This window comes from Ilumatobacter sp. (assembly GCF_030065885.1).
Classification (GTDB): Bacteria; Actinomycetota; Acidimicrobiia; order Acidimicrobiales; family Ilumatobacteraceae; genus Ilumatobacter.
Genome location: NZ_JASJCS010000021.1, coordinates 26,495 through 50,464, shown reverse-complemented (window position 1 = coordinate 50,464; position 23,970 = coordinate 26,495). Strand labels below are relative to the sequence as shown.

General features: G+C 71.5%; 15 protein-coding genes. 12 read left to right on the top strand and 3 right to left on the bottom strand.

The annotated features are described in order from the left end of the window. Genes QNJ12_RS07190 through QNJ12_RS07135 form a run of 12 tightly spaced genes read left to right on the top strand, consistent with a single transcriptional unit; the run spans position 1 to position 21,390 of the window. Complete coding sequence (locus QNJ12_RS07190; RefSeq protein WP_300620867.1) at positions 1 to 336, top strand: hypothetical protein; 336 nt, start codon at positions 1 to 3, stop codon at positions 334 to 336. Further along, positions 333 to 833: a GPW/gp25 family protein gene (locus tag QNJ12_RS07185; RefSeq protein WP_300620864.1), complete on the top strand. Its 501-nt coding sequence runs from the start codon at positions 333 to 335 to the stop codon at positions 831 to 833. Before QNJ12_RS07190 ends, QNJ12_RS07185 begins: the two co-directional genes overlap by 4 nt. Next, complete coding sequence (locus tag QNJ12_RS07180) at positions 830 to 2,656, top strand: baseplate J/gp47 family protein (protein WP_300620862.1); 1,827 nt, start codon at positions 830 to 832, stop codon at positions 2,654 to 2,656. The genes QNJ12_RS07185 and QNJ12_RS07180 overlap by 4 nt, the downstream gene beginning before the upstream one ends. 1 nt (position 2,657) lies before the next feature. Then, positions 2,658 to 4,304 carry a hypothetical protein gene (locus QNJ12_RS07175; RefSeq protein ID WP_300620859.1) on the top strand — a complete coding sequence of 549 codons (1,647 nt, stop codon included), beginning with the start codon at positions 2,658 to 2,660 and terminating at the stop codon, positions 4,302 to 4,304. A 31-nt stretch (positions 4,305 to 4,335) separates the two neighbouring features. After that, a complete protein-coding gene (locus QNJ12_RS07170; protein WP_300620857.1) occupies positions 4,336 to 5,052 on the top strand; it encodes a PASTA domain-containing protein in 717 nt (238 codons plus the stop codon). A gap of 19 nt (positions 5,053 to 5,071) precedes the next feature. Then, positions 5,072 to 5,632: a hypothetical protein gene (locus QNJ12_RS07165; RefSeq protein WP_300620854.1), complete on the top strand. Its 561-nt coding sequence runs from the start codon at positions 5,072 to 5,074 to the stop codon at positions 5,630 to 5,632. Positions 5,633 to 5,654: 22 nt separating this feature from the next. Further along, on the top strand, positions 5,655 to 7,274 hold the full coding sequence (locus tag QNJ12_RS07160) for a hypothetical protein (protein ID WP_300620851.1): 1,620 nt from the start codon (positions 5,655 to 5,657) through the stop codon (positions 7,272 to 7,274). Positions 7,275 to 7,279: 5 nt separating this feature from the next. Beyond that, a complete protein-coding gene (locus tag QNJ12_RS07155) occupies positions 7,280 to 9,373 on the top strand; it encodes a hypothetical protein (protein WP_300620849.1) in 2,094 nt (697 codons plus the stop codon). Between the two features lies 1 nt (position 9,374). Then, positions 9,375 to 12,686: a hypothetical protein gene (locus tag QNJ12_RS07150; protein ID WP_300620847.1), complete on the top strand. Its 3,312-nt coding sequence runs from the start codon at positions 9,375 to 9,377 to the stop codon at positions 12,684 to 12,686. Between the two features lies 1 nt (position 12,687). After that, positions 12,688 to 15,270 carry a hypothetical protein gene (locus QNJ12_RS07145; protein ID WP_300620844.1) on the top strand — a complete coding sequence of 861 codons (2,583 nt, stop codon included), beginning with the start codon at positions 12,688 to 12,690 and terminating at the stop codon, positions 15,268 to 15,270. A 25-nt stretch (positions 15,271 to 15,295) separates the two neighbouring features. Further along, on the top strand, positions 15,296 to 20,686 hold the full coding sequence (locus QNJ12_RS07140) for a hypothetical protein (RefSeq protein WP_300620841.1): 5,391 nt from the start codon (positions 15,296 to 15,298) through the stop codon (positions 20,684 to 20,686). Beyond that, on the top strand, positions 20,683 to 21,390 hold the full coding sequence (locus tag QNJ12_RS07135) for a sulfite exporter TauE/SafE family protein (protein ID WP_300620838.1): 708 nt from the start codon (positions 20,683 to 20,685) through the stop codon (positions 21,388 to 21,390). Before QNJ12_RS07140 ends, QNJ12_RS07135 begins: the two co-directional genes overlap by 4 nt. Positions 21,391 to 21,665: 275 nt before the next feature. On the opposite strand, the gene QNJ12_RS07130 is transcribed toward QNJ12_RS07135, so the two are convergent. The 3 genes from QNJ12_RS07130 to QNJ12_RS07120 form a co-directional block, all read right to left on the bottom strand. Beyond that, positions 21,666 to 22,202, bottom strand: coding sequence for a GNAT family N-acetyltransferase (locus tag QNJ12_RS07130; RefSeq protein WP_300620836.1), 537 nt, complete (start codon positions 22,200 to 22,202; stop codon positions 21,666 to 21,668). Beyond that, the gene (locus QNJ12_RS07125) at positions 22,199 to 22,537 is read right to left on the bottom strand and encodes a hypothetical protein (RefSeq protein ID WP_300620833.1); all 339 of its coding nucleotides are present in this window, start codon (positions 22,535 to 22,537) and stop codon (positions 22,199 to 22,201) included. The genes QNJ12_RS07130 and QNJ12_RS07125 overlap by 4 nt, the downstream gene beginning before the upstream one ends. Before the next feature lie 339 nt (positions 22,538 to 22,876). After that, positions 22,877 to 23,815, bottom strand: coding sequence for a sigma-70 family RNA polymerase sigma factor (locus tag QNJ12_RS07120; RefSeq protein WP_300620830.1), 939 nt, complete (start codon positions 23,813 to 23,815; stop codon positions 22,877 to 22,879). Positions 23,816 to 23,970: the final 155 nt, after the last annotated feature.

The following is a 23,970-nucleotide window of genomic DNA, read 5'->3' as shown; positions in this document are numbered from 1 at the left end:
ATGTCCGGTCCTCCTGTCTCCATCGGCTGCACCGTGACGGTCTCGCCGGGCGCCGCCGGACCCCCGGACACCGGGGTGATCACCGTGATCCCCCAGGTCACCGCCACCGCGAACGGGATGCAGCTGGCCGTCACCGGATCGGTGTGCACCATGGTGAACTCGGTCAGCGGCGTGCCCTATCCACTGCCGATCGGCTCGGTCGGCGCGTCGACGGGTGTCACGATCGACGGTCAGGCGCTCGTGCGGATGGGCGACAACATCCCGTCGGGCAGCGGGATCATGACCATCCTCGGGCCGCCCGCGGCGCCCACGATCATCGACGGGAACGCGCCGTGAGTCGTCGCAGCATCGCCGAGCTCGACCTCCTCGAACGACGGCTCGGCCGCGACCTCGAGCTCCGCTATCTCGAGACCGCCGGCATGTTCGAGGACGCGGAACTGGCCACGGTCCGCACGACGAGTGGGGGTCTCATGCCCGCCAACGACATCGCGACGATCGACGGCATCCCGGCTGCGACGCAGCTGCTGGCCAACCGGCTCAAGACGCAACGGGGCGAGCTCGCACCGCTCGGCCATCCGGAGTACGGCTCGCGCCACCACGAGCTGATCGGCGAGCCGAACGTCGAGCGGACCCGCAACCTGATCAAGCTGTACGTGCTGCAGGCGCTGCGCCACGAGCCCCGCATCGCCGAGGTGATCCAGTGCACCGTCGCTGCCGGGCACCAGCCGGCTCGTGATCTCGTGCGGATCGAGCTCACGGTCCGCCTGATCGACGAACACCAGCCGCTCAACCTCGTCGTGCCGTTCTCACTCGAGACGGGAGACCCATCGTGAGCTTCGCGGCCGAACCCTACGGCGTCTTCGTCGACGACCTCGTCTCGGGCCTGACCGGCGGTGTCACCCGCGAGTCGTTCCGGAACCTCGTCGAACAACGGCCCTTCCGGCTCGGCGCAGGGACGGCGGTCGTCGCGGCGACCGTGCGCGTGCACGGCCTGCTCGACGGGGAGTTTCACCGGTTCGTGCCCGAGCAGGACTTCGACGTCGTCGACGGCACGATCGTGTGGCGCGAGGATCCCGACGGTACGCCGTCGGCCGGCGCGACCTGGCCCGATCGGGGCACGCTCTTCTGGGCCAGCTACGAGCGGACACCGGACCCGCAGGCGCCACCCCGGCTGACCGATCGGAATCCGGGGAGCATCGTGCGCACGCTGGCCGAGAGCTTCGCCCGCGAGTTCAGCGTCGTCTCCTTGCAGCTCGACACCGTGTACCGCGCGGCGTTCATCGAGACGGCGGGCGGCCGCGATCTCGACCAGCTCGCCGCTCTGGTCGGCCTGACCCGCCGGTCCCAGGAGTTCGCCACCGGCGAGGTCGTCTTCTCGCGCGGCTCGCCGGCGGCCGCCGACATCGCCATCGTGGAGGGCACGCTGCTGTCGACCGCCGATGCGCCGGCCGTCACCGTCGAGACGACGGTCGATGCGACGCTGCGAGCCGGCACGCTGTCGGTCGCCGTGCCCGTCCGAGCGCTGGTCTCCGGCGGCGCCGGGATCGCTCCCGCCAACAGCGTGACCGTGGTCCACCGGCCGATCCTCGGCATCACGGGCGCGACGAACCCGCAGCCGTTGGCGTTCTCGGCGAATGAGACCGACGACGAGCTCCGCCGACGGATCGCACGTGCGCTCCAGACGGGCGGTCGCTCGACCGTCGATGCGCTGCTCGGCGCCGTCACATCGGTCGACGGGGTCCGCGAGCAGGACGTGCTCATCGAGGAGGACCACCTCGAGTTCCCCGGCGTCGTCAAGATGACGATCGCCGCCGACCTCGACGACGATGCGGCTCGGGTGGCGGCCGAGCGGATCGAGGCCCACCGCCCGGCGGGGATCCGGGTGCTGCACGACCTCCCGGTGGTGTCGACCGTGACGCCCGACCCCGGTCCCGGTGGCGGAGGTGGCGGTGACTCGACCGAGGAGACGGCACCTGTCGCGCCCGACGACATCGCCGCCAATCGCTTCCCGATCGGCGTGACGGCCGGGCTCACACCGGCCAGCTCCAACCTCACGGCAGCCGAGAAGGAGACGCTCGTCGCAGCAGCGGAGACGGCCATCGAGGATGCCGTGTCGGCACCGGGCCTCGGCGAGCCCCTCATCTACAACCGCCTCGTGGCCGACCTCATGTCGATCGCCGGCGTCTACGACGCCGTCGTGGACGTCTACCAGATCGGCCAACCGCCTCGACGGAGCAACGTGCACCCGGTGCCGGTCACCACCCGCGTCGAGCTGGTCGAGCTCGACGTGACGCTCCGCGGCGCGCTCGTCTCACTCGACGTGACGGCCGATCTCAACCTGCTCTCGTTTGCCGCCGAAGGCGACCCCGTCGCGCAGCGCGCCAACGCCATCAAGGACATCCACGAGCGTCTCGCGGTGTTGATCCCGACCCTCGCGCCAGAGACGCCGCCGGGTGGCGAACCGCCGCCGTTCACGGTGACCCCCGCACTGCTGCTGGGTGCACTCACCGCGACCGAGACGTACGAGGTCACCGCGATCGACTACACCGCCGAGTTCGTCGACGAGGGCCTGCGCGTGAGCAAGCCGAACGTGACGATCACACTCCAGCCCGACCAGGTCGTCTCGGTGCGACGTGTCGTCGACGGGGGTTCGTGACGTGACGGCGACCCTGACCGGGCGAGCGAGGGCGGTCCTCGAGCGATTCCCGCACCACCTCGCCGTCGACGACGCGACGAAGGTCTTCGCCGAGGTCGTCGATCAACTCGCGCTCGAGCTCGACCGGCGCTCGAGCGAGGTCGGGCGGATTCGCAAGGCACATCGTCTCCTCGACGGCGAGACCGAGTGGGACGTGCTGCACCACGCGGGGCTCCACGACCTGCGGTCGAGCGAGTTCGAGGTGCTCCGACGGCGACTCGCGGCCTGTGCTGCGATCGCCGACGCGCTCACCCGGGAACCGGGCACCGCCGCCGCGGCCGACGCCCGGGCGGCGCTACCGGCGACGCTCAATGTCGGCGCCGACGTCTTCCCGGCGTGGGACGGCGAGCCCGATGACGTCGCCGCCGATCAGCGGCTCGGCGCCGCGGTCGGCGCCCAGCGCCGGTACGGCAACGAGCTCGACCGGATGCAGCGCCACGTCGCCGATCTGGTACGCGTGCACCAGGTCGGCAACGGCACGACGTCGGCGATCCTCACCGCAGCAGCCAGCCATCTCGCGCTGGGCATCGACGAGATCGGCCACAGCGACGACGGCTACTGGCACATCGCCCGCTGCACCGATCTCCTCGTCCTCGACGAGCCCCGGCCGCCGAGCGACGACCCGGCGACGGCCGGCCCCCTCTCCGAACCGGTGGCGCCGCTGCCGGATCTGGTCGCTCTGGAGGACAACCCGTTCCGGACGGCCGAGATCGACCCGGTCGAGCGCTCGCACGCCGATCGGTTCCTCGTGACGCGCTCGGGCTGGGAGCCGGTCCCGGTGACCGTCCGTGTCGTCGGGATCGGCGAGCGCACGCACGCGCCGATGGTCGTCAACATCGACAGCGGTGTGGGCGTCGCCTACACCGGAACGGTCCCCGACGGGGCCGAGCTGCGTTTCGAGTCGGTCGGCGTCGCCACCCTCGACGGCGCTGCGGTCACGCGGGAGTGCCACGGCTTCGAGGGCGGCGTGTTCGCGGCGCACGACGCCGAACACGTCCGCGACTTCGTGTTCGCCGACGCAGACGACCCGGACCGCTTCGGTGATCGGTCCGGGACGTGGTCCCGGCCGATCCCGTACGCCGAGGCCTTCGATCGCACCGCGAGCTTCCCGCACGCCGCCGGCAACCTGACGGCGCCGGAGCTGCGGGTCGGCGAGACCCGCTGGGCGTTCCTGGTCGGCGTCGGACACTTCGGCACCCGGCGCGTGGCCGAGGGCGAGGTGCCGGCCGTGGACCTGACCGCCGTGCCGCTCCCGTTCGCCGGGATCTGGGACGACGCCGTGTTCCACCCCGACGACGCCGGCACCAGCGCACCGTCCGGCCACGTCGGGTTCACCTGGCAGGAGCGCGAGGCGTTCGCGGCCCGGCTGTGGCTCCCTCGCCGCTTCGCCGAGCTCGACGCCGATGCACCCGTCACGGTGGCCGAGCAGATCCGCCTCCGGCTCGACCGCTACCGGGCCGCAGGCGTGCACCTGTACGTGCGCTACGCCGACGAGCGCTGGGTGCTCGGCACGGGACTCCTCCGCGACCTCGAGTCCGACGACGGGCTCGGCATCGTCGTCGCAGGCACCGCACTGTGGACCGACGAGATCGAACAACCCACGCCATGACCGACGACCCCGACCAGAACGGAGCGACGAGATGCCCCTAACCAAGCCAGCGATCACCCCGGCCGTTCCCGGCGAGCCGATCACCGCCCAGGGATGGAACGAGGTCGTCGACGGCGTCGACGACCTGTTCGACGCCGTGCTCGCGATCGGCACCGGCGTCGCCGAGATCCAGCCGACGGCGGGCGGCGCGACGGTCGCCGGCGCGATCGTCGTCGCCGAGCCCTTGGGCGAGGGAAACCCGGTCCCGGCGATCCCGCCGTTCGGACCCCGGGAGACCTACAGCGTCGTCGGGGTCGCGCCGGGCAACTGGCGCATCCACGTCGCTGCGGCGGGCTTCGTCACCGAGGCGCGTGACGTCGAGTTGCCGCTGACCGAGACGCTCGTGGTCGAGATGACGCCGGCCGGGGCCACCGTGCCCGACCTGTTCGGCACGAGCATCAGCGAGGCGATCCGCGAGCTCGCAGCGCTCGGGGTCGACATCGAGCGGGTGATCGACACCACGGGTCGCGAGATCTCACCGTTCGACGTCCCTGCCGACCAGACCGACAGCCCGGTCCTCGTCCAGCTGCCCCATGCGGGCGAGGTGCTTCCAGCGCGCGGCAACGTCCGGCTCGTCGTCGCAGCACCCGTCCGGCGCACGAGCACGGTCACCATGCCGAGCCTGATCGGCCTCACCTACGACGAGGTGGTCGAGGTGCTCGAGCGACTCGGCCTCCGCGTCGGCGCCACCACGACCCGCACCATCTGAAACGACGAGGAGCAACACCATGAGCGACTTCAACTTCCGAGAGACCGAGAGCTTCGGGGCGTTCGCAGATCGCTTTCGCGCTGCCGAGAGCCAACCGAGCGAGGTGTTCATCGCGCTCGGGGAGAGCGCCAAGAAGGCCAACGTGGTGCGAGACGACTTCGCCGTGCCGGTCCTCGAGGTCGACACGAGCGTGTTCGACGACTTCTTTGGTGGCCGACCGCAGATCGTCAACAAGGTGGTCTCGCAGTCGATCCCGGCGGGCACCGTCGTCACTCAGGGCACCGCGGTGAACCTGGTGCTGGCGCCGGCCAGTGAGGTGCCCGGCAAGGTGTTCCAGGGCGGTCACGTCGGCCTCAACGAGGACACGATGGCCTCCGTCTACGAGCTCTACGTCGGCAACAACGTGGAGGTCAACCGGATGCTGAGCCGGCGGAGCAGCCCTGCGGACCTGTCGCCGGAGGACGTCGAGATCATCAAGACAGTCGCGGCCGACAACGAGCTCAACGTCTCCGACCAGGTGGGGGAGACGGTCGAGGACCTGTTCGTGTCGTGGCAGCACGCCTACACGTTCGCCCGCTGATCGGCAGGAGGACGGGAGCATCGTGGCGACGCAGTACACCGGTGACATCGCCTACGTGGAGACGACGGTCCACGGGTACTACGGCACGCCCTACCTGATCTACCAGCCCACGGGCACCGCCGTCCTGCTGCGGTTCGAGGACCTGGCCGTACCGGCGGGTGCACTGGTGCGCAGCGTCCGGGCCAGGGTGAGGGCGCGGGCGCCGGGCACGGTGCCGCTGCGCGACGTCGCCGAGGTGCGTGCCGCCGGTTCGGCGACCGGCAACTCGACCGAGATCATCGTCGACTTCAAGGGAGTTCGCACGATCGCCAGCCTCTCGCGCGACTTCGTCGCCGCGTCGCCGTCGATGGTCGACGTGGACTACGCGCCGTGGACCGGCAGCTCGTTCAGCTACCCACGCGACATCGCCACCTTCGAGGAGCTGGCGACCGAACGCCTGCAGCTGATCTTCCCGGCGCCGGTCGCACCGTCGGCCATCGCCGACGGCTGGCGCGCCACCCTGCCGTCGCCACCGCAGACGATCGATCTCACCGTCAACGGCGGGCGGGCCTGGTCGGGGGGCGTCGCGACACCCGCCGCTCCGGACAGCGACTACGACGTCGACGCCGAGATCGACATCACCGGCGCGGTCGCCACGGCGGTCGCATCGGCGAGCGTGCCCGTTCACGTCGAGCTGACGTCGACGATGCCCGCCGACCTCGAGCTCGAGCTCATCGACGTCGACGTGTTGCACGTGCACGAGGTCGGCTTCCCGGAGGGCTCCCTCCGGCGGGCCGAACGAGCGTCGGAGGGGCGCTGGCACCTCGATCTGCCGCTCGCCGGTCTCCCCGACGCCGCCTCCGCCCAGGTCCGGCGGCTCGAGCTCTCGGTCAGCGCGGACGTCGGCACGACCCGCGTCCTTCCGGCAGATGGCCCGACCGCCTCACCGGACGCCACCGTGGAACTGGTGGGGGGCCGCTCGGTGCTCGTGCGACTGCCCGTCGCCCTGACCGGTCGCTTCGAGCAGCTCGACGGCGTACGTCTCGCGATCGCCACGGATGCCGAGGTCGAGCTCGCCGGTGAGCTGCGACGGGGCGTCGAGGGAGCGCACGTGCCGACGCCCGGCGAGTCGATCAGCGACGTCGCGTTCGACCCCGTGATCGTTCCGTCGACCGACGGCGTCGTGCAGTGGGTCACGATGACGACGACCGAACCCGTCGAGCTCGACGGCGGCGACGTGTGGATCGCGCTCCAGCCCGCACGCGGCACCGCTTTGCTCGCGACCACCGACGCAGCGGCGCTGGCGGCGGAGTCGCGGACGCTGCTCCGATGGCAATCGGCGAGCGGCGCGTACCGGAGCCTCTCCGCGCCCGCCGAGCTCCCGCCGCTCGACGCCATGGTGCGCGCGATCGGCACACCACCTGCCGAGAACCCGGTCGGGTCGGTGACGCTCAACGTGGGCGACCGGTCGGACATCGCCGTGGTCGCCGATCCGCCGGCCGCCGGGCAGCAGTTCGTGGTCGATCTGGGCGAGCAGGCGATCACACCCGACGAGCAGGGCCTCGGCGACGTGCCGGCTCTGCGCGTCGACGTCCTGGCGACCGCGGCGGGCACGTACACGTTCGACCGGGTCCGTGTCTTCTACACGCCCAACGAGGAGTGAGTTCGATGACTCTGGCGCAGCACAGCAACTTCGTCGAGGGCTTGCGGGTCACCCCGCAACACCTGGCCCATCTGCAGGACACGCTGGCCGAAGCGGTGCGTGACCTGCGGACGGTGATCGGCGTCGGTCAGATCGGCTACGGCCTCCGGCTCGAGACCGACGGATCGGCGGTGAGCCTGACGCCGGGCCTGGGCTTCACACCGGGTGGCGAGCGGCTGCGCATCGAGGAGGGTGCGACCGTGCCCGTGCCCGACGGCGACGGCCCGTTCCGAGTCGAGCTCACGCAGCAGATCGACGACGACCCGGTGAGCCGCTTCGGCGACGTCGGCACGATCGTGTTCGCGACGACGCTCGTCTCGGTGGTCGACGATGCCGAGCCGAGCGCCCCCGACGCGCTCTCGATCGGAACGATCGAACGTATCGACGGCGACCTCACCGTGACCCAGGACCCGATGCTCTTCGTCGCGCCGAGTCGTCACGGCCACACCGGCGAGCACTACCAGGACGGGGCGGGTCGCTGGCGCTTCGACGGCCAGCTGCTCGACGCAGGCGGCGGAGCCGTGGGGCCGGCCGGACCACCGGGAGCCCCGGGTCCCCAGGGCGAGGCCGGACCCGCCGGCGAGGCCGGCCCACCCGGACCGGCCGGCGACGTCGGTCCGGACGGCCCGCCCGGACCGGCAGGCCCGCCGGGCCCGCAGGGCGAGCCGGGCCCGCGAGGTGACGCAGGCCCCGCCGGCGAAGCCGGTGAGGCGGGTCCTCCCGGGGCCGCCGGCGAAGCCGGCCCGGCCGGTCCCGAGGGTCCCGCCGGGCCTCCGGGACCCGCCGGCGAGCGGGGCCCCGCCGGCGCGCCGGGGACGGCAGGTCAGCAGGGTGCCGTCGGCCCGCCCGGGCCGGTCGTCCCGCCGGGACCGGCGGGCCCGGCGGGTGAGATGGGTCCCGCGGGCCCCGCCGGAGAGCGTGGTGCGGCCGGCGCCGCCGGTGAGGAGGGCCCGCCGGGGCCACGAGGTGACATCGGCCCGGCCGGTGGGGTCGGACCTCCCGGCCCGGAAGGTGCCGCCGGGCCTCGCGGCCCGGTCGGCGAGGCAGGTCCTCAGGGCACCGCCGGCCCCGAGGGCCCCGCCGGTCCGCCTGGCCCGCGCGGCGAGCCCGGTCCCGACGGTCCGGCGGGCGAGCGAGGAGACCCAGGCGCACGCGGCGAACCCGGTCCGCAGGGCGAGGTCGGCCCACCCGGTCCGCAGGGGAGGCGCGGTGCCGTCGGCCCGGCGGGTCCGCAGGGCGAGACCGGTCCGGCGGGGGAGCGTGGCCCCGTCGGCGAGCCCGGTCCCGAAGGTCCGCAGGGTGAGGTGGGTCCACCGGGGCCGCGCAGCGAACCCGGGCCCCGGGGCGAACAGGGTGAACCAGGACCGCGCGGCGAGCAAGGTGCGCGGGGCGAGCAGGGCGAGCGCGGTGAGATCGGACCGCAGGGGCAGCGCGGCAGGACCGGTGCGACCGGTCAGCCCGGTCCACGAGGCGATCGGGGCGAGACCGGACCGCCGGGGCCCCGCGGTGAACCGGGGCCGGACTCGCTGCAGGGCCTGGTCGTGCTCGAGGGCGCGGCATGGGACCCGCGCAAGCCGATCGGTGCCGACGAGGCGCTGTCGATCCTCGGCAACCTCGAGTTGAGCTGGAGCGACGTGCTGACGCCGCTCGTCCCGCAGAACGCCTTGTTCCTCGCGATGACCGTGACGATGCGCGTGAACGCCCCGGCGAGCCCGGCCGTCGTTCTCCGCGGCACGGTCGAGGTCAAGGACACGATCCTCCGCTGGCGCATCGTGGGCGACGACGTCGAGCGGGTGAGCGGCACGATCGTCGAGATGACGACCTTCATCGGCGTCGACGTCGACTGCAACCAGTTGGTGGGTCCCGACCGCCGCCTCGTCTCGTCGTCCACGGCGCCGCTGTTCGGCGGCAACGGACCGCTGGCGCCCGGCGGTCTGATGCGTCTCATGATGATGGTCACGACCCCGAACGCTCCGGTGACGATCCTGCGGCGTCCGTTCGCCAACACCCCGTCGGTCGCATCGATGCCCGGCGTCGACTTGAGCCGGCTGGTGCGCTGACATGGCACTGGCGGCAACGCTCGAGGCCGACTTCGGCGACGGGGGGTTCGACCTCGACGTCACCGTGGACGGTCTCGGCGGCGACCTGAGCGCGATCGACGTGCCCGCGATCGACCTCGACGGCGCATCCATCGCCGACGCGGCGGCGTCGATCGACGGGATCGGCACTGCGACGATCGGCGACGCCGTCGCGGCGATCGTCGACGGCCTGACCGCGGTCGGCGTGGAGGTCCCGTTGTTGGACGAGCTGATCGGTCCGCTCACCGCTGCGATCGATCTGGGGCGTCAGCTGACCGAGCTCGACATCGACGCCCTCGCGGCCGTCGGCGAGCTCGGCAGCGACATCGAGGGGACCGGCCTCGACGCGATCGAGGCCCGGATCCGGGCGGTGACCGACGGCGTGGCGTCCGGACCGGTTCGCACGATGATCGATCTCCTGGGCGGCGCCGTCCCCGGCGGTCTCGACCTCGACGGTGTGTTCGGCGAGCTCGGATCACACGGCGCCGCGATCAAGGAGCTGGTGGTGCAACTCGGCGGCCTGATGGCCGTCGAGGCAGCCGTGCGCGACGCCGCGGACGGTGCCGCACTCGTGCTCTCGATGATGGAACCGACCGAGCTGTCGGCGCTCGTCGGCCGCCTGGAGACCTGGCGGCTCCGCGACCCGGCGGACCTGCTGGTCGGCATCGACCCCGACGATCCCGATCTCACGGCGATCGTCGCCCCGGTCATCGTCGACTTCGCTCGCGATGTCCGGCTCACCGCCGAGGCGCTCACCCGCGGGCTCGGCTTCGGCCAGGCGACGCTCGTCGGCATCGATGTCCCGGGGGTGGCCGCCCGTCTCGACGCGGCGGTCGCGCTGCTCAGCGAGTCGGGAACGGCGCCGATCCGGGCGCTGTCGGAACAGATCGTCGAATGGTGTCGCCCGCTGCTGGACGCCCCGCTGCCCGACCCAGCCGACTCGCTGGATGCGTTCTGGCAGCTCGCACGCGACCAGGTCGGCGCGCTGGCGAGTGGCATCGATCAGCTCGACCCGGCCGTGCTCGCGGGTGGGCTCGTCGGCGGTCTCGAGCCGGTGCTCGGGTTCGTCGACACGGTTCGCCAGGCGGCGGACGAGGTGGTCGTCGCGATCAGCAGCGCGCTGGCCACCGTCCGGCAACTGGTCGAGGCGGTCGACCTCGGCCCGCTGATCGCCGAGATCCAGACCGTGCTCGAGCCGATCGAGGCGGTGATCGACACCGTCACCGGGCTGATCGGCGATGCGGAGGCCACGATCCAGAGCGCCAGCGACGCCGTCGTGGCCGCGATGGACACCGTGCGGACCTCGATGCAGACCGCTGCCGACCTGGTGTCGGGGGCGTTCGGACGGATCCAGGCCGCCCTCGACGCGCTCGATCTCGCCAACCTCCAAGCGACGCTCGAGGCCGGCATCGCTCCGATCGCGACCGCCCTCGAGAAGGCGCAGGTCCGGCCGTTCTTCGACACCGCCATCGACATCGTCGACACGACCGCCGACGTCGTCGGCGCCGTGCCGCTCGGTCTGCTTCCCGACGACGCCAAGGCCGACCTCGCCGAGGCCGTCGAGCCGATCAAGCAGATCGACGTGCAGCGCGACGTCGCCGACGTCCTGAACGCCCGCCTCGCCGAGATCCTGGATCAGCTCGACACGACCGTCCTCGACGAGATCGAGCAGGCCTACGCCGAGGTCATCGCATTCCTCGAATCCGTCGACCCCGGCGCACCGATCGAACAGCTGGAGGCCGACGTCTACGAGCCGTTCCTGGAGACGCTGCGAGCGATCGACCCGACCGCGATCCTGCAACCCCTCGACGATGCGATCGCTCCCGTCCGCGACGCGATCGGTGGCTTCGATCTCGGATCCGATCTGCTGGACCCGATCGATGCGGCCCTCGACGACGTCCAGGAAGCCCTCGCGCCGTACGAGCCGTCGACCCTGCTCGCGCCGGTCGTCACCGAGATCGACGAGGTCCGGACCGCGATCACCGAGTTCCTCCACATCGAGGAGCTGCACGGCTGGCTCGACCAGGCCGAAGCGACAGTGGACGAGTGGGTCGGGCGGCTCGACCCCGACCAGTTCACGACCCTGTTCACGGGAGCGTTCGACCGCATCGTCGCCGACGTCGCCGGGCCGTCGCGTGGCGTCGGCGTGGTCCCCGCGGCCATCGCTGGCCTGCTGCGCAGCGCCGGCATCGACGCGCGACCCGAGACGTACGACACGGTCTCGGCGTGGATCCGTGGCGAGCCGTCGGTGCTCCAGCCCCGCCTCACCGGACCGGCCGGACGGATCGGTGAGCTCGCAGAGGTGGTGCGGCAGGTCGACCTGACCGATCTCGTCGCAGGTCTGGCGCCGATCCATCGAGGTCTCGTGCAGCAGATCGAGGCACTCCCCGAGAACAGCCTGCTCCGGCTCAGCGTCGAGATCGAGGTGACCGCGGCCTCGCCGACCGAGCTGCTCGGCCCCTTCGCCGACGCCGCCGCGCACTACGCCGACGCGCTGGACGCCGCGGCGAGCGAGCTCGACCGCCTCGCCGGCTCGGAACGATTGATCGTCGACGCCGTGGCAGCCGCGCTCCGCGACGCGCTGCGCCCGCTGTCGACGATCGGCGACTGGGTGCGCTCCCTGCTCGGACGGTTCGGGCTCGACCCGTCCGGGAAGACGCCACGCGAGATCGCCGCCGAGCTGCTCGCGACCCTGTCGCCCGACACCGTGCTCGAGCCGCTGCTCGACGCGATCCGCTCGTTCGTCGACCGGCTGGCCGCGCTCGCCTCCGACGGCGTCCTGCAACCGGCCCGCGAGATCGTCACCGACGTCGAAGCTGCGCTGGCCGCGATCGACATCGGGTTCGTCGCCGACGAGCTCGATGCGATCTATGCCGACCTGCTCGGCGCGATCGATGCGATCCGCCCCAGCGCCGTCCTCGGCGACCTGCTGACCAGCATCGAGGCGCTGCAGGCCGAGCTCGCCGGCTTCGACCCCTTGGCGCCGGTCGAGGCCGCGGTCACCGCGATGACCGACGCGATCACCGAAGGCTCCGAGGCGCTGCGGCCGACGGTGCTGTTCGCGCCCGTCACCGACATCTACGACCAGATCGTCGATGCGTTGGGCGCTCTCGACATCCGGGCTCTCCTCGACCCGCTACTGCTCGCCCTCGATGCGATCGCGGCCCAGCTGGGCGGCGGGCTGAACGACCTGGCCGTGGCCATCAAGCGGCTCCAAGATGCGCTCCCCGACGCCGCCGACCTGGCCGGGGGCGGTGGCGCGAGCGCCTCGGTGAGCCTGTCGGTGGGAGGTTGACATGAGCGACCTGATCCTCCCGAGTGCCGTCGTCGCACTGGCCCACAAGCGCCTTCGCGAGGCAGGCAGCGCGCTGCGCGACAAGGCGACAGCCGGTCGATACGACGCACGGATCGGCGGGGCGGCGGCGAACCTGACCGACGCGGTCACCTTCCAGGACACCGACCAACGCATGCTCGCGCTCATCGAGCGCGCACGCGACATGCTCGCCGGTGCCGACCAGGCCCCGATGCCCGCAAGCCTGCGCATCGGCAACGGCGTCGGCACGTACGCGATGCTCGGCACGACCGCGTTCGAATGGCCGAGCTACGCGCAGTACTTCACCGGCGACCCCGTGTGGATGACCGGTGCGATGCGTCGCGGGTCCCCCGACCCGAACTTCAGTCAGGTGATCGTCCCCTCGACCGAGTTCGCGCTCCAAGTCGGCCAGCGGGGGCGGCAGAAGACCACCGACGCCGACGAGCGGTCGAACATCGACGCGTTCACGGGCGGCATGCTCGCCGCCGTCGCCACCGATCTCATCGTCGGGCCGATCGCGCGTGGCCTTCGCGCGGACGTGAACGACCGGCGGCACGATCGTCACGGGCCCGCCGCCGTCACCGAGGCCGGCCGGGCTGCGGTGAGGAACCTCTTCGGTGGCGCAACCCGTGGCGCCGCATCGTGGCAGCGGTGGTGGCCGCCGGAGCGCGAGATCCCGGATGCGTTGTACGACGGGTACCTCGAGGCGCTCACGACCACGTACGGCTTCTCGCCGCCGTTGGGGTTCGCACCGTTCCTGGACGGCTTCGAGCCTGGTGACGACCTGGACGCCGAACGTCTCGCGGCCGGCGTGTCGTTCCTGACGCAGGATCTGGTCACTGCCCAGTGGGGTGCCGGCGAGTGGTACCTCGTCCTGACCCCGGCGCTGCTCTCGGTGCCCGTGTCGCTCCTCGTCGGGCGGTTCCTCGGCCCGGCGAGCGGTTGGCTGACGGCGACGGGCTCCTCGGGCGCCATCGGCGCGCTCCAGCTCTACAGCCTCGCGGCAGGCATCTCATCGATCTCGCCGTTCGCGCTGTCGATGTACCTCTGGGCCAACGTGCCCGAACACGCCGAGGCGTTCATCACGGCGCTGGTGCTGGGACTCGCACGAATCGTGCTGACGCCGGCCACCGTCGGCAGCGCCGCCGCCGGCAGCGTCGGATGGACCTGGGCGCTGTGGGGCCTCCAGACCGGCACCGATCTCTACTCGCTGGTCCGCGGCATCGTCGCCGCCGGGATGGGTGAGGGGGCCGATGCGTTCCTGCACCTGATCAACGCCACGCCCTCGATCTTCGGTCTGCTCACGACGGCCTTCGCCGCGATCATCGATGCCGCGGATCTGACCGACGATCTGGGCTTCTGGCTCACCTGGGCGATCCTGACCGTCCTGATCATGGTGCCCGGTGGCCTGGCCGCCGCCTTCGGTCTGGCCGGTGCGGGGGGCATCGGGGCACTGTTCGCTCCCGACCGCAGCGACCGGTTCCCGGTGATCGAGGCGCTCGCCGATGCGGCGGCTGCGTCTGCGGTCGCCGCTCGGGCAGCCGTCTTCGACGAGTCGACGCTCTGGCGCGACCCAGCCGTGCCGCCGGCGACGCCGGCAAGCCTCACCGAGCTGCGCTACCCGACCGACCGCCAGGCGATCGTGAAGGTCTGGTGGACCGGAGCCGGCAACCTCGAGATCGCACACGACGACCACACCATCCAGCTCCGGGTCGACGGCGGTGCGCCCACCGTCGTCACCCTCGGCCCCGACGAGATGACCGGATTGGCGATCGCGATCAAGCTCGAGGAAGCGCTCGTCGACGTCAACACCGCACTGGTCGACCCGCCGCTGGATCAGCGCCTGGCGTTCCCGCACGGGCTCGCCGATCCGGGCGACGACGAAGCGACACGAGCCGACCACGATGCCCATGCCGGTGACTTCGCGGCGGTCGGCACCACCGAGGACGAGGCATACCTCCTCCGGACAGCCCCCAGATCGCAGGTGGCGACCCGGGTCGGCCTGACCGCCGCCGCCGGCCGGCCTGATCAACCGATCGCTCTCGTGCCGGGTCCCTCGCTCGCCGACACCGACCAGTCGGCGGTCGGTCTCGCCGCCGACCTCGCGGCGATGTTCGCCGCCGGCGCCGTGCCGTCGCTGGGTGGCGCGAACGCCAACCAACCCGGCCTTCCGATGATCCCGAACAACGTGCCCGGTGCCGTCTACCAGGTCTTCCGGCAATGGAACCTCGACGAGCGACGGCTGAACGAGTGGCGGATGCTCGTCGAAGGCGGCGCGGTGAGCGAGAAGGCGGACGCGGCGAACCACGAACCCGGCATGCGGCCGCACCCGGCCCCTGCCGCCTACGGCAGCGCCGTGCCGGGCGGTGAAGACCTCCTCAACGACATGGGCTGGATCGCGACCTGGCGAGCGTGGCTCCGTGTCGCCTCCGACATCACGACCGACACCGCGGCGACCATCGCCGAGCCGTACACGCCGGCGGTGCAACGCCGCGACGGCACGACCGCGCCGCCGACCAACGCTCAGCTGACCGACGCGATGCGATTCCTCTTCGATCTGCCATGACCCGCAACCGAACCCGACCCGGCCCATGACCGACGACAACGTCTCTCTGCGCGAACTGGCCTTCGACGCCGACCTGGCGACGAAGGAGGCATGGAGCACCGAGGCGGTTCCCGGCCCGCCCCGACTCGCGGTCGACCGCGACCCGGCGCCCGGCGACCCCGTCAACTTCCCGGGCGATGCGGTCGCCAACGCGTCTGGGAGCCGGGCCCCGACCCCCGGCAGCCACAACTGGGTGTCGATCGGACCCCGCAACGTGGGCGGCCGCGTGACTGCGCTGGCGGTCGACCCGACCAATGCCGCGATCATGTACGCCGGCGGCGCCTCCGGCGGGGTGTTCAAGAGCCTCGACGGAGGACAGTCGTGGTTCCCGCTCTGGCAGGACACGGCGGCGCTGGCCGTCGGCGCGATCGACATCTCGCCGTCGGCGCCGCAGACGATCTGGGTCGCGACCGGGGAGGTCAGCACCGGCGGGGCCGAGATCATTCGCGGCGACGGCGTCTACGTGAGCACCGATGGTGGGGCGACGTGGGCGACCAGCGGACCACCCGGTGCCGCCCCGAGCATCGGTTTCTCGTTCGACGCGTGTGCAGCCCACCCGACCGACCCGACCATCTGCTGGGCCGTAGGACCGGCAGGGGTCTTCCGAACCTTCAACGGCGGTGGGGCCTGGACGCAGTTCGCCGCGACCGCCGGCACGAACTTCTCCGACGTCGCCTTCTCGACCGACACGGCAGGGCGACCGATCCTCTACCTGGTCCGCGGCTCTGCGACGAGCGCGGCCGGCGGGTCACTCGTCATCCGCCTCGACAACGCCCTGCACGGCGATCCGGCCACCACGGCAGCATCCAACGATGCCGCGGTCGAGGCTGCGCTCGCGCTTGCGGCGAACCAGATGCAGGTCGTCGCGCCTCCCGGCGGCCCGAACCCGCCGCTGCCGGGCCGCGCCAAGATCGCGATCGCCCCGTCGAACCGGAACGTGGCCTACGTGCTGTACGCCGACGCGACCAGCGGCGCCGTGCTCGGCCTCTACCGGTCGCGCAATGCCCGCGCCACGCCGCCGAGCAGCGTCGCCTGGACACGGCTCGCTCCTCACGTCGACTGGCCCAACGAGGCCCAAGGCGGCTACAACATCTCGCTCGCCGTCAGCCCGGCCAACTCGAACCACGTGGCGCTGGGTTTCGTCGAGTTGTACACGTCGACCAACGCCAACACCGCCAACGCGGCGAACGTCAACTGGAACCTGGCGATGCTGTCGGATCTGTACCACCTCGATCGCGCCCATCACGCCGACCACCACGCCGCGCTCTTCATCCAGCGCGCCCCAGGCACGCCCGAGCTCTGGGTCGGCAACGACGGTGGCATCTCGATGAGCACCGACTGGAACACGGCGAACTCGTACGTCGCCAGGGGTACGAACCCGTCGACGATCTTGCCGCTCCCGGCGGGCGGGACCACATGGCAGAAGCGCAGCGCCGGGCTGCTCGCCGCACAGATGTACGACCTCACGACGAGTCCGTTGGTCCCGACGATGATGGCGTGCGGGTTCCAGGACAACGGCGTGTACGTGACCGATGGCGGCCCGACGTGGCGTCTGGCCCTGAGCGCCGACGGCGGCTTCGTCACCTTCGACCCCGACGACCCGTATCGGTTCCTCGCCACGTGGCAGGGAGCCATCGATGCCGTCGAGTTCGCCGGCGCGCTCGACGGCACCTTCCCGGTCGCCGGCCACGACGTGGTCAACGGGTTGTGGCCGCGCGAACTGACGCAGGGGTTCCTTCCCGAGGACGATGCCGTGTTCGTTGCCGACACGGCGAGCGACCCCTTCGACAGCGACCGCGTGCTCAACGCGCGGTGGCACCGGCTGTACGGGCTCCAGCGAGGGGCGACCGGCGAGCTGTGGGCCCCCGAGGCGGTCGGAACGCACGTCCACATCTTCGCCCCGCAGGTGGGCGGCAACGCGCAGATCACCGTCCAACAGTCGGCCGGCGCCCGAGGGCTGGGGCTCGAGCCGCAGCGGTCGACGGCCAACGGTGCGAGCGCCCATCTGCTCGTCCCGTGGACCGAGCCGTACGCCTTCGCCGAGGGCGATGTGCTGCAGCTCAACGTCAATGGCGCCGCGCTGCCGATCGTGTTCAGGTCGGGGCCGACGATCGCGAGCGCTGCGTCGGCCACCGCGGCGGAGGTGATCGCCACCATCAACGCGCAGGCCGGCGGTGCAGTGACGGCAGCGCCCACCTTCCCGGCGCGCCCGCTCGCTGTCGAGATCCAGACCATCGCGACGTCGCCCGCCGCGCCGGCGGCGCCCGTCTCGATCACCCTCGGTGGCACGGCGCTCACGACCGCGCCGGCGAGTCGGCTCGGCATCGCGGCCGGGACGTACACGGCGTTGCCCGGAGCGCCCGCGATCGTGCGGATCCCCGTCGTGAGCGCTGGCGCCGGGGGCTCTGCGTTCGCCAACGCCGGCGGGCCCCCCGCCAACATGACCTTGACCGTTCAGGTGTCGGGTCGGCCGATGCGGACCGTCACCTTCTCAGCGCCCACGTTCGCCAACCCGACCAACCTGCGGGTCGGCGAGCTCGTGGCCGCCTTGCGGACCGCACTCTCGACCGACGGTGTGCGGGTCGAGCCGACCGCCGTCTTCAAGTCGATCCGCCTCCGCGGCAACCCGCCCGGCGGCGTGACGATCGGCGGGACCGCCCTGGCAGCTCTCGGCCTCACGGCAGGTGGGTTCCTCGGGCAGTCGTTGGGCAACGAACCGTACAACGTGCCCCCTGGTCAGACGCTGCAGCTGACCGTCGGCGCGACCACCGCGACCGTGACGTTCAACGCGGCTACGTTCCAGAACCTCGGCGCGATCTACGTCGACGAACTGCTGCCGATCATCCAACAGGCGATCACCACCGCCGGTCTGGCGGGCGCTTTCGCAGACTTGAACGTCGGTGCGGCGAACTGGACGCAGAACGGCCTCGCCGCGTTCGGCGGTCATGCGACGGAGATCACGTTCTCGCCGGTTCGGCCGAACACCGTGTGGGTGGGTGCGATGGCGGGCACCATCTTCGCGTCCGACGATGGCGGACAGACCTGGCGGACGATCCGGTGGCCGGCGATGGTCTCCCAGGATCGTCGGGTCGAAGCGATCGCCTTCCACCCGACCGAGCCCGACACCGTGTACGTCGGGCTCTACGGCGAGCGCCAAGATCTCGGTGTTGCGTTCAACAACCCGCTGTTCCTCGGAACCGGCGCCAACGATCCAGGGTTCATGTTCCGCAGCACCGACGGTGGCGCCACGTTCACCCACATCGGTGCGCAGATCGTCGACACCGGGGCGCCGCCCAGCCTCGTCAGCATCAACGCGATCGAGACCGACCCCGCCCAGCCCGATGCGGTCTACGTCGGCACGAACATCGGCGTGTTCGCCTCGACGGATCGTGGCCGGAACTGGACCGCGATGAACCAGGGACTGCCGAACGCGTGGATCCGCGATCTCGCGTTCGAGCCGACGACGCGCATGCTGCGGGCCGGCGCGTGGGGCCGAGGCGTCTACGAACGTCACGTCGGGACGCTGCCGGCACAGGACGTCCAGCTCTACGTCCGCGCCAACGAGCTCGACATGGGTGTGCAACGCCCTGCGCCGATCGGGCCCTCGGTGATGTCGCCGGTACCGGCGCGCGCCGAGATGTCATCGCCCGACATCAAGATCACCCGATCCGCGCCGGCGCGCTTGCTGGCCGCCGGTGCGGTGATCGACGGCGTCGACTTCGACGAGGACATCGTCGACGAGCACCCGACGCCAGGGGCAGCCGACCTGTTCGTCCAGGTGCACAACAGAGGTGCGTTCCCGGCCAGCGGGGTTCGGGTCGTCACGATGTACGCCGACACGTCGGCCGGGGTACCGCCGCTGCCCGAACTGTTCTGGGTCGACCACCTCCTCGGTCCTGTCGCCGGCGCACAGGGGGCGTGGACCGTGCTCGACGACCACACGATGACCGACCCGACGAACGTCGGCGCCGACCGGGTCACGCCGGAGATGCCGCGCGTGCGGCACGTGTCGGTCAACTTCCCCGCCGACATCGCCAACTTCGCGTCGATCGGCATCCTGACCATCGTCGAGTCGCCACAGGACACGATCCCGGCCGACGTCGTCGACGTGACCGACGTCGAACGCCTGGTCGCGACCCAGCTCAAGATCGCACTCCGGCAGAGCCTGACGACCCCGACGGCCGACGATCACCAGCTCTTCCTGCGCGGCGTCGACGGCGCGCAGTTCTCGGTCGCCGCGTCGCCCACCGCATCGGCGCTGCAGCGCCTCGGCTGGGCGGCAGCTGTCGGTCCTGTGTCGGAGACGCTGGCGGGCTCCGAGACGTTCGACCTGCGTCCCCCGGGCCCGACCGATCGCGGCATCCGCATCTCGACGCCGCAGGCGGCGTTCAACATCTCGATCCCGACGAATCCGGTCGACTTCCCGCCTCCCGGACCACACAACGCATGGGCCATCGCGTCAGCGCTCAATCGGGAGTTCGCCGAGGCCGGGCTGGGAATCCAGGCCGACGCCGTTCTGACGCCCCCACCCGGACCGATCACCACGGTCCGGATTCGCGGTTTCGGCGGCACCCAGTTCGCGATCACCGGAGGCTCGCTTCAGCTCCTCGTCGGCTTCCCCGTCACGCCGCCCGGCACCATGGTCAACAACTCGATCGGGACCAACAACCAGAACTACGTGATCCCGCCCGGGAACAACACGCTGACCATGCTGGTCGCCCAGCAGCGCGACGTCCGGTTCGCCAATGCCGACTTCGGCAACCGCCGGCTCGCCACCGCCCGCGAGGTCCGCAACGTGATCAACCGCGCGATGGCCGAGAGCCGGATGCCCGTGCGAGCCGAGGTGCCGCGCGTCGCGCTGCGCGTCGGCGGCTCGGTCACCGACGTGCTGGGTCCCGAGCCGACGCTGGGCGGAGCGCACCTTGCCGAGCTCACCGCGCAGGGCAACGTCTCGATTCCCCCTGCGGGCCGTGCCGCGCTGTTCCAGCTCCTGCCGGTGCTGGGTGCCGACACCGTGCAGCGCAACGCCAACAAGTTCCTCTACCTCCGCGTCACGAACGCCGGCAACGTGCAGGCGGCCGCAGCACAGACGCGGCTGTTCGCCGTCACGATCGATCCCGGCGACGGTGAGGTCACGACGGCGCAGATCGGTGCCGACGTGCCGCTCGACGTGCCAGCGGGCGGCTTCGGCATCGCGGAGTTCCAGTGGAACCCGGGGCCCGTCGACGCAGGGTCGGAGGTCTACGTGCTCGCCGTCGCCAACCAGGCGGGGCGCGAGATCGCGATCCCGCCCACCTTCACCGACTTCGACGCGTTCCACGAGTTCTGCGTGACGAACCCTGCCGTCGCCTACCGATCGTTCGGCGTCTCCCCATGAGCCCGGCGATCATGACCGTCGTCCTCGTCGCGACGTTCGTCTCGTTCACCGTGTCGGCGTCCGCAGGTCTGGGGGGCTCGCTCGTGCTGGTGCCGACGCTGGTCGCGGTGCTCGGGCCGAAGGAGGGCGTCGCGCTCGCCGCGCTCCTGCTGGCGGCGAACAACGTCGTCAAGGTGGTCGCCTACCGCGACCGCCTGCCGTACCGCGTCGCCGTGCCCGTGGTTGCGCTCGTGTCGATCGGCGCGTTCCTCGGTTCGACGCTGCTCGTGGCAGCCCCGGAGGCGTGGGTGCTCGCCGCTGTCGGCGTGGCGCTGATCGCGGGCTTCGCGCTCGAGCGGGCGCCGGTGACGTCGAAGCCCGCCGGGCCGCTCCTCGCGTTCGGCTCGGGAGCCACATCGGGGTTCTCGGGCACGTCGGGCCCGTTGAAGGGCATGGCACTGCGGGCCCTCGAGCTCGACCGCCACCACCTGGTCGGCGCGGCGTCGCTCGTGTCGCTGTTCGGCGACGCGACGAAGTCGGCCGTGTTCGCCGAGGCGGGGCTGCTCGGTCCGAACGCGGTCCGCGTCGCCGTCGCCGCCGTCCCCCTGATGCTCGCCGGGACGTTCCTGGGGCGTCGGCTCAACGACGAGCTCGGCGAGCAGGGCTACGCCGCGCTGTTCTGGCTCGTGATGAGCGGCTACCTGGCGCGGCTCGCGCTCGCGTAGCGGGCGCTGCCGAGGACGCACCCGCGCCCGCTCGTGGAACGAGACCGACGCTCGGCGGGGTCGCCGGAGGGGGAGGCCCGACCAGGGCGCCAAGCTCCTCGCGAAGTTCGAGGCGCTCGTCGGCCCGGTGCTCGGGGCGGAGCGAGCCGGGGCGCTGGGTGACCGGCTCGTCGATCTCGCCTCGGTCGCAGACATGGGCGCCCTGCTCAGGAGCACCGTCTGAGCCCTTCGCTGGGGCGGGCGCACCTCTGATCGCCGCCGTGGCGTGGAGAGGCTCAGGCGAGGTGCTTGCGGTACTCGACCTCGGGCACCCTGACCTCGCAGTACTCGTCGAAGTCGGCCTCGATGCCGCTCGCCTGCCAACCGTGCTTCTCGTAGAAGCGGCGGCCGCGCGGGTTGTCGTCGAGCACCCACAGCACGGCGACGTCGAACCCCTCGGCGCGCAGCCGTGTCTCGGTGTGGTCCATCAGCGCCGACGCGATGCCGGTCCCCCACAGATCGGGCTGCACGTAGAACGCCCAGACCTCGCCACGGCCGGTGAACCCGCGGGCCCGCTCGCGTTCGGGACCGTAGGACGCGAAGCCGAGCACCCGTTCGGCACCGTCGTCATTCGGGCCGACGGCGACCGACAGGCGGTGCCCGGGCGCGAACCGCCAGGCGTTCCAGAACTCGCGGCGGGTCGAGTCGAAGTCGTCGGCGTACAGCACCGACTCGGGGAAGACGTGCGCGTAGCCCGCTCGCCAGGCTGCGACCTGGGCGTCGGTGATGCCGTCGGCGTCCTCGCGGTGCGCCGGCCGGATCTCGAACGTCATCCGCTCAGTGTTGCACTTCCTCCGTCCGGATTCAGACCGTGTTCGAACTGTCGCGCGAGCTCGTCGCGCCGGCGGCCGGCCGCACGGAAGCCCTGGACGAACCACTCGCGCCGCTCGTCGGTCGAGGTGGCCTCGACCCGCCACGGGCGCCGCAGGACGACCCGCCCGATCACCCCGAAGATGCCGACGATCAGCAGCCAGGCGAGGTCGATGCCCAGGAGCAGGAGCGGCCAACCGAACAGGAACAGCAGGATGATCGCCACCACGATCGCGACGACGATGGCGACGGCCTCGATGTCCCCACTGAAGTCGAGCAGTTCGACGCCGTCGAGCACGCGGTTGCCGTCGTCCCTGCTTCCTCGCCGTCGCTCGCGGTGCTTCCGGAAGCGAGATGTGACACCTCGGCCCTCGCGGTGAGGGATCCAGCGGCGGCGAACCACCCAGGGGGTGCCATCCGGAGCGGAGACCCGCCGCGCCGTCATCGAAGGCGCCCCTGGTCGCGACGCGAGTTCACCTCGACCCTCATCGCGTCGAAGGGCTCCGTCGGAACCGATGAGGAATCGTGGCGCTGAGGCGGGTCCGGGGTCGGTGAGCGCAAGGCGCGACGAGCCCGAGTTGCCCCTGGGCAACGAGCGGCGAGCCGCAACGCAGCGATCGCCGGCAACCGGCCCGCCTCAGACGGCGAGGAGGTCGCGGGCGCCGGTGTCCGAGCTCGGGTGACGCAGCTTGCTCATCGCGCGCGCCTCGATCTGGCGGATGCGCTCGCGGGTGAGGTTGAAGTGCTCGCCGACCTCTTCGAGCGTGCGCGGCTCGCCTCGGTCGAGGCCGAAGCGGAGCTTGAGGATCTCGCGCTCGCGCTCGTCGAGCGGGGCGAGCAGCCGTGCGATCTCTTCGGGCAGCAGCGCGGTGGCGGCCACCTCGAACGGCGACTCGGCCGAGCGGTCCTCGACGACGTCGCCCAGCTCGGCGTCGCCGTCCTCACGCAGCGGCTCGGACAGCGAGAGCGGCTCGGCGGCGAAGCGCAGCGCCTCGGTGACCTTGTCCTCGGGCATCTCGACTTCCTTGGCCAGCTCGGCGAGCGTGGCCGGGCGGCCGTACTTCAGCTCGAGGCGCGAGCGGGCCTTCTGCAGCCGGGCCAGCGTGTCGCCGGCATGCACCGGGAGGCGGATCGTGCGCCCCGTGTTGGCGATGCCACGCGTGATCGCCTGGCGGATCCACCACGTGGCGTAGGTCGAGAACTTGAAGCCCTTGCGCCAGTCGAACTTCTCGACGGCGTGCATCAGGCCGAGGTTGCCCTCTTGGATGAGGTCGAGCAGCGGCAGGCCGGATGCCTGGTACTTCTTGGCGATCGACACGACGAGACGCAGGTTCGACTGCACGAACTGGCGCTCGGCCTCCTCGCCCTTGCGGGCGGTGCGGCGGTGCTCGCGCTTCTTCGCGGCGGTGAGCTCTTTGCCGCCGGCGTCGAGCGCCTCGATCGCCTCTTTGCCGGCCTCGATCGCCTTCGCGAGACGGACCTCGTCGTCCTTGGTGAGCAGCGTGTACTGGCCGATGTCGGTGAGGTACAAGCGGACGAGGTCTTCGTCGTCACGGTCGACGCGATCTTTGGCCACGTTGGCTCCCTTGGTCTGGTCACGCCCGACGGCGATGCTGGCGCCCCTCCGTCGTGGGCGGACGAACCAGCCACCAGCAAAACTCCTGGTAGGTCGGCTTGGCGGGGGTCCACCCGGTGCCATTGGGGTTGTGCTAACGATACCGAGGACGTCAA

Bases quoted from the DNA above. Each gene is read 5' to 3' on its own strand.
- QNJ12_RS07190 (WP_300620867.1), top strand. From the start codon at position 1: ATGTCCGGTCCTCCTGTCTCCATCGGCTGCACCGTGACGGTCTCGCCG.
- QNJ12_RS07170 (WP_300620857.1), top strand. From the start codon at position 4,336: ATGCCCCTAACCAAGCCAGCGATCACCCCGGCCGTTCCCGGCGAGCCG.
- QNJ12_RS07165 (WP_300620854.1), top strand. From the start codon at position 5,072: ATGAGCGACTTCAACTTCCGAGAGACCGAGAGCTTCGGGGCGTTCGCA.
- QNJ12_RS07155 (WP_300620849.1), top strand. From the start codon at position 7,280: ATGACTCTGGCGCAGCACAGCAACTTCGTCGAGGGCTTGCGGGTCACC.
- QNJ12_RS07150 (WP_300620847.1), top strand. From the start codon at position 9,375: ATGGCACTGGCGGCAACGCTCGAGGCCGACTTCGGCGACGGGGGGTTC.
- QNJ12_RS07145 (WP_300620844.1), top strand. From the start codon at position 12,688: ATGAGCGACCTGATCCTCCCGAGTGCCGTCGTCGCACTGGCCCACAAG.
- QNJ12_RS07140 (WP_300620841.1), top strand. From the start codon at position 15,296: ATGACCGACGACAACGTCTCTCTGCGCGAACTGGCCTTCGACGCCGAC.
- QNJ12_RS07135 (WP_300620838.1), top strand. From the start codon at position 20,683: ATGAGCCCGGCGATCATGACCGTCGTCCTCGTCGCGACGTTCGTCTCG.
- QNJ12_RS07130 (WP_300620836.1), bottom strand. From the start codon at position 22,202: ATGACGTTCGAGATCCGGCCGGCGCACCGCGAGGACGCCGACGGCATC.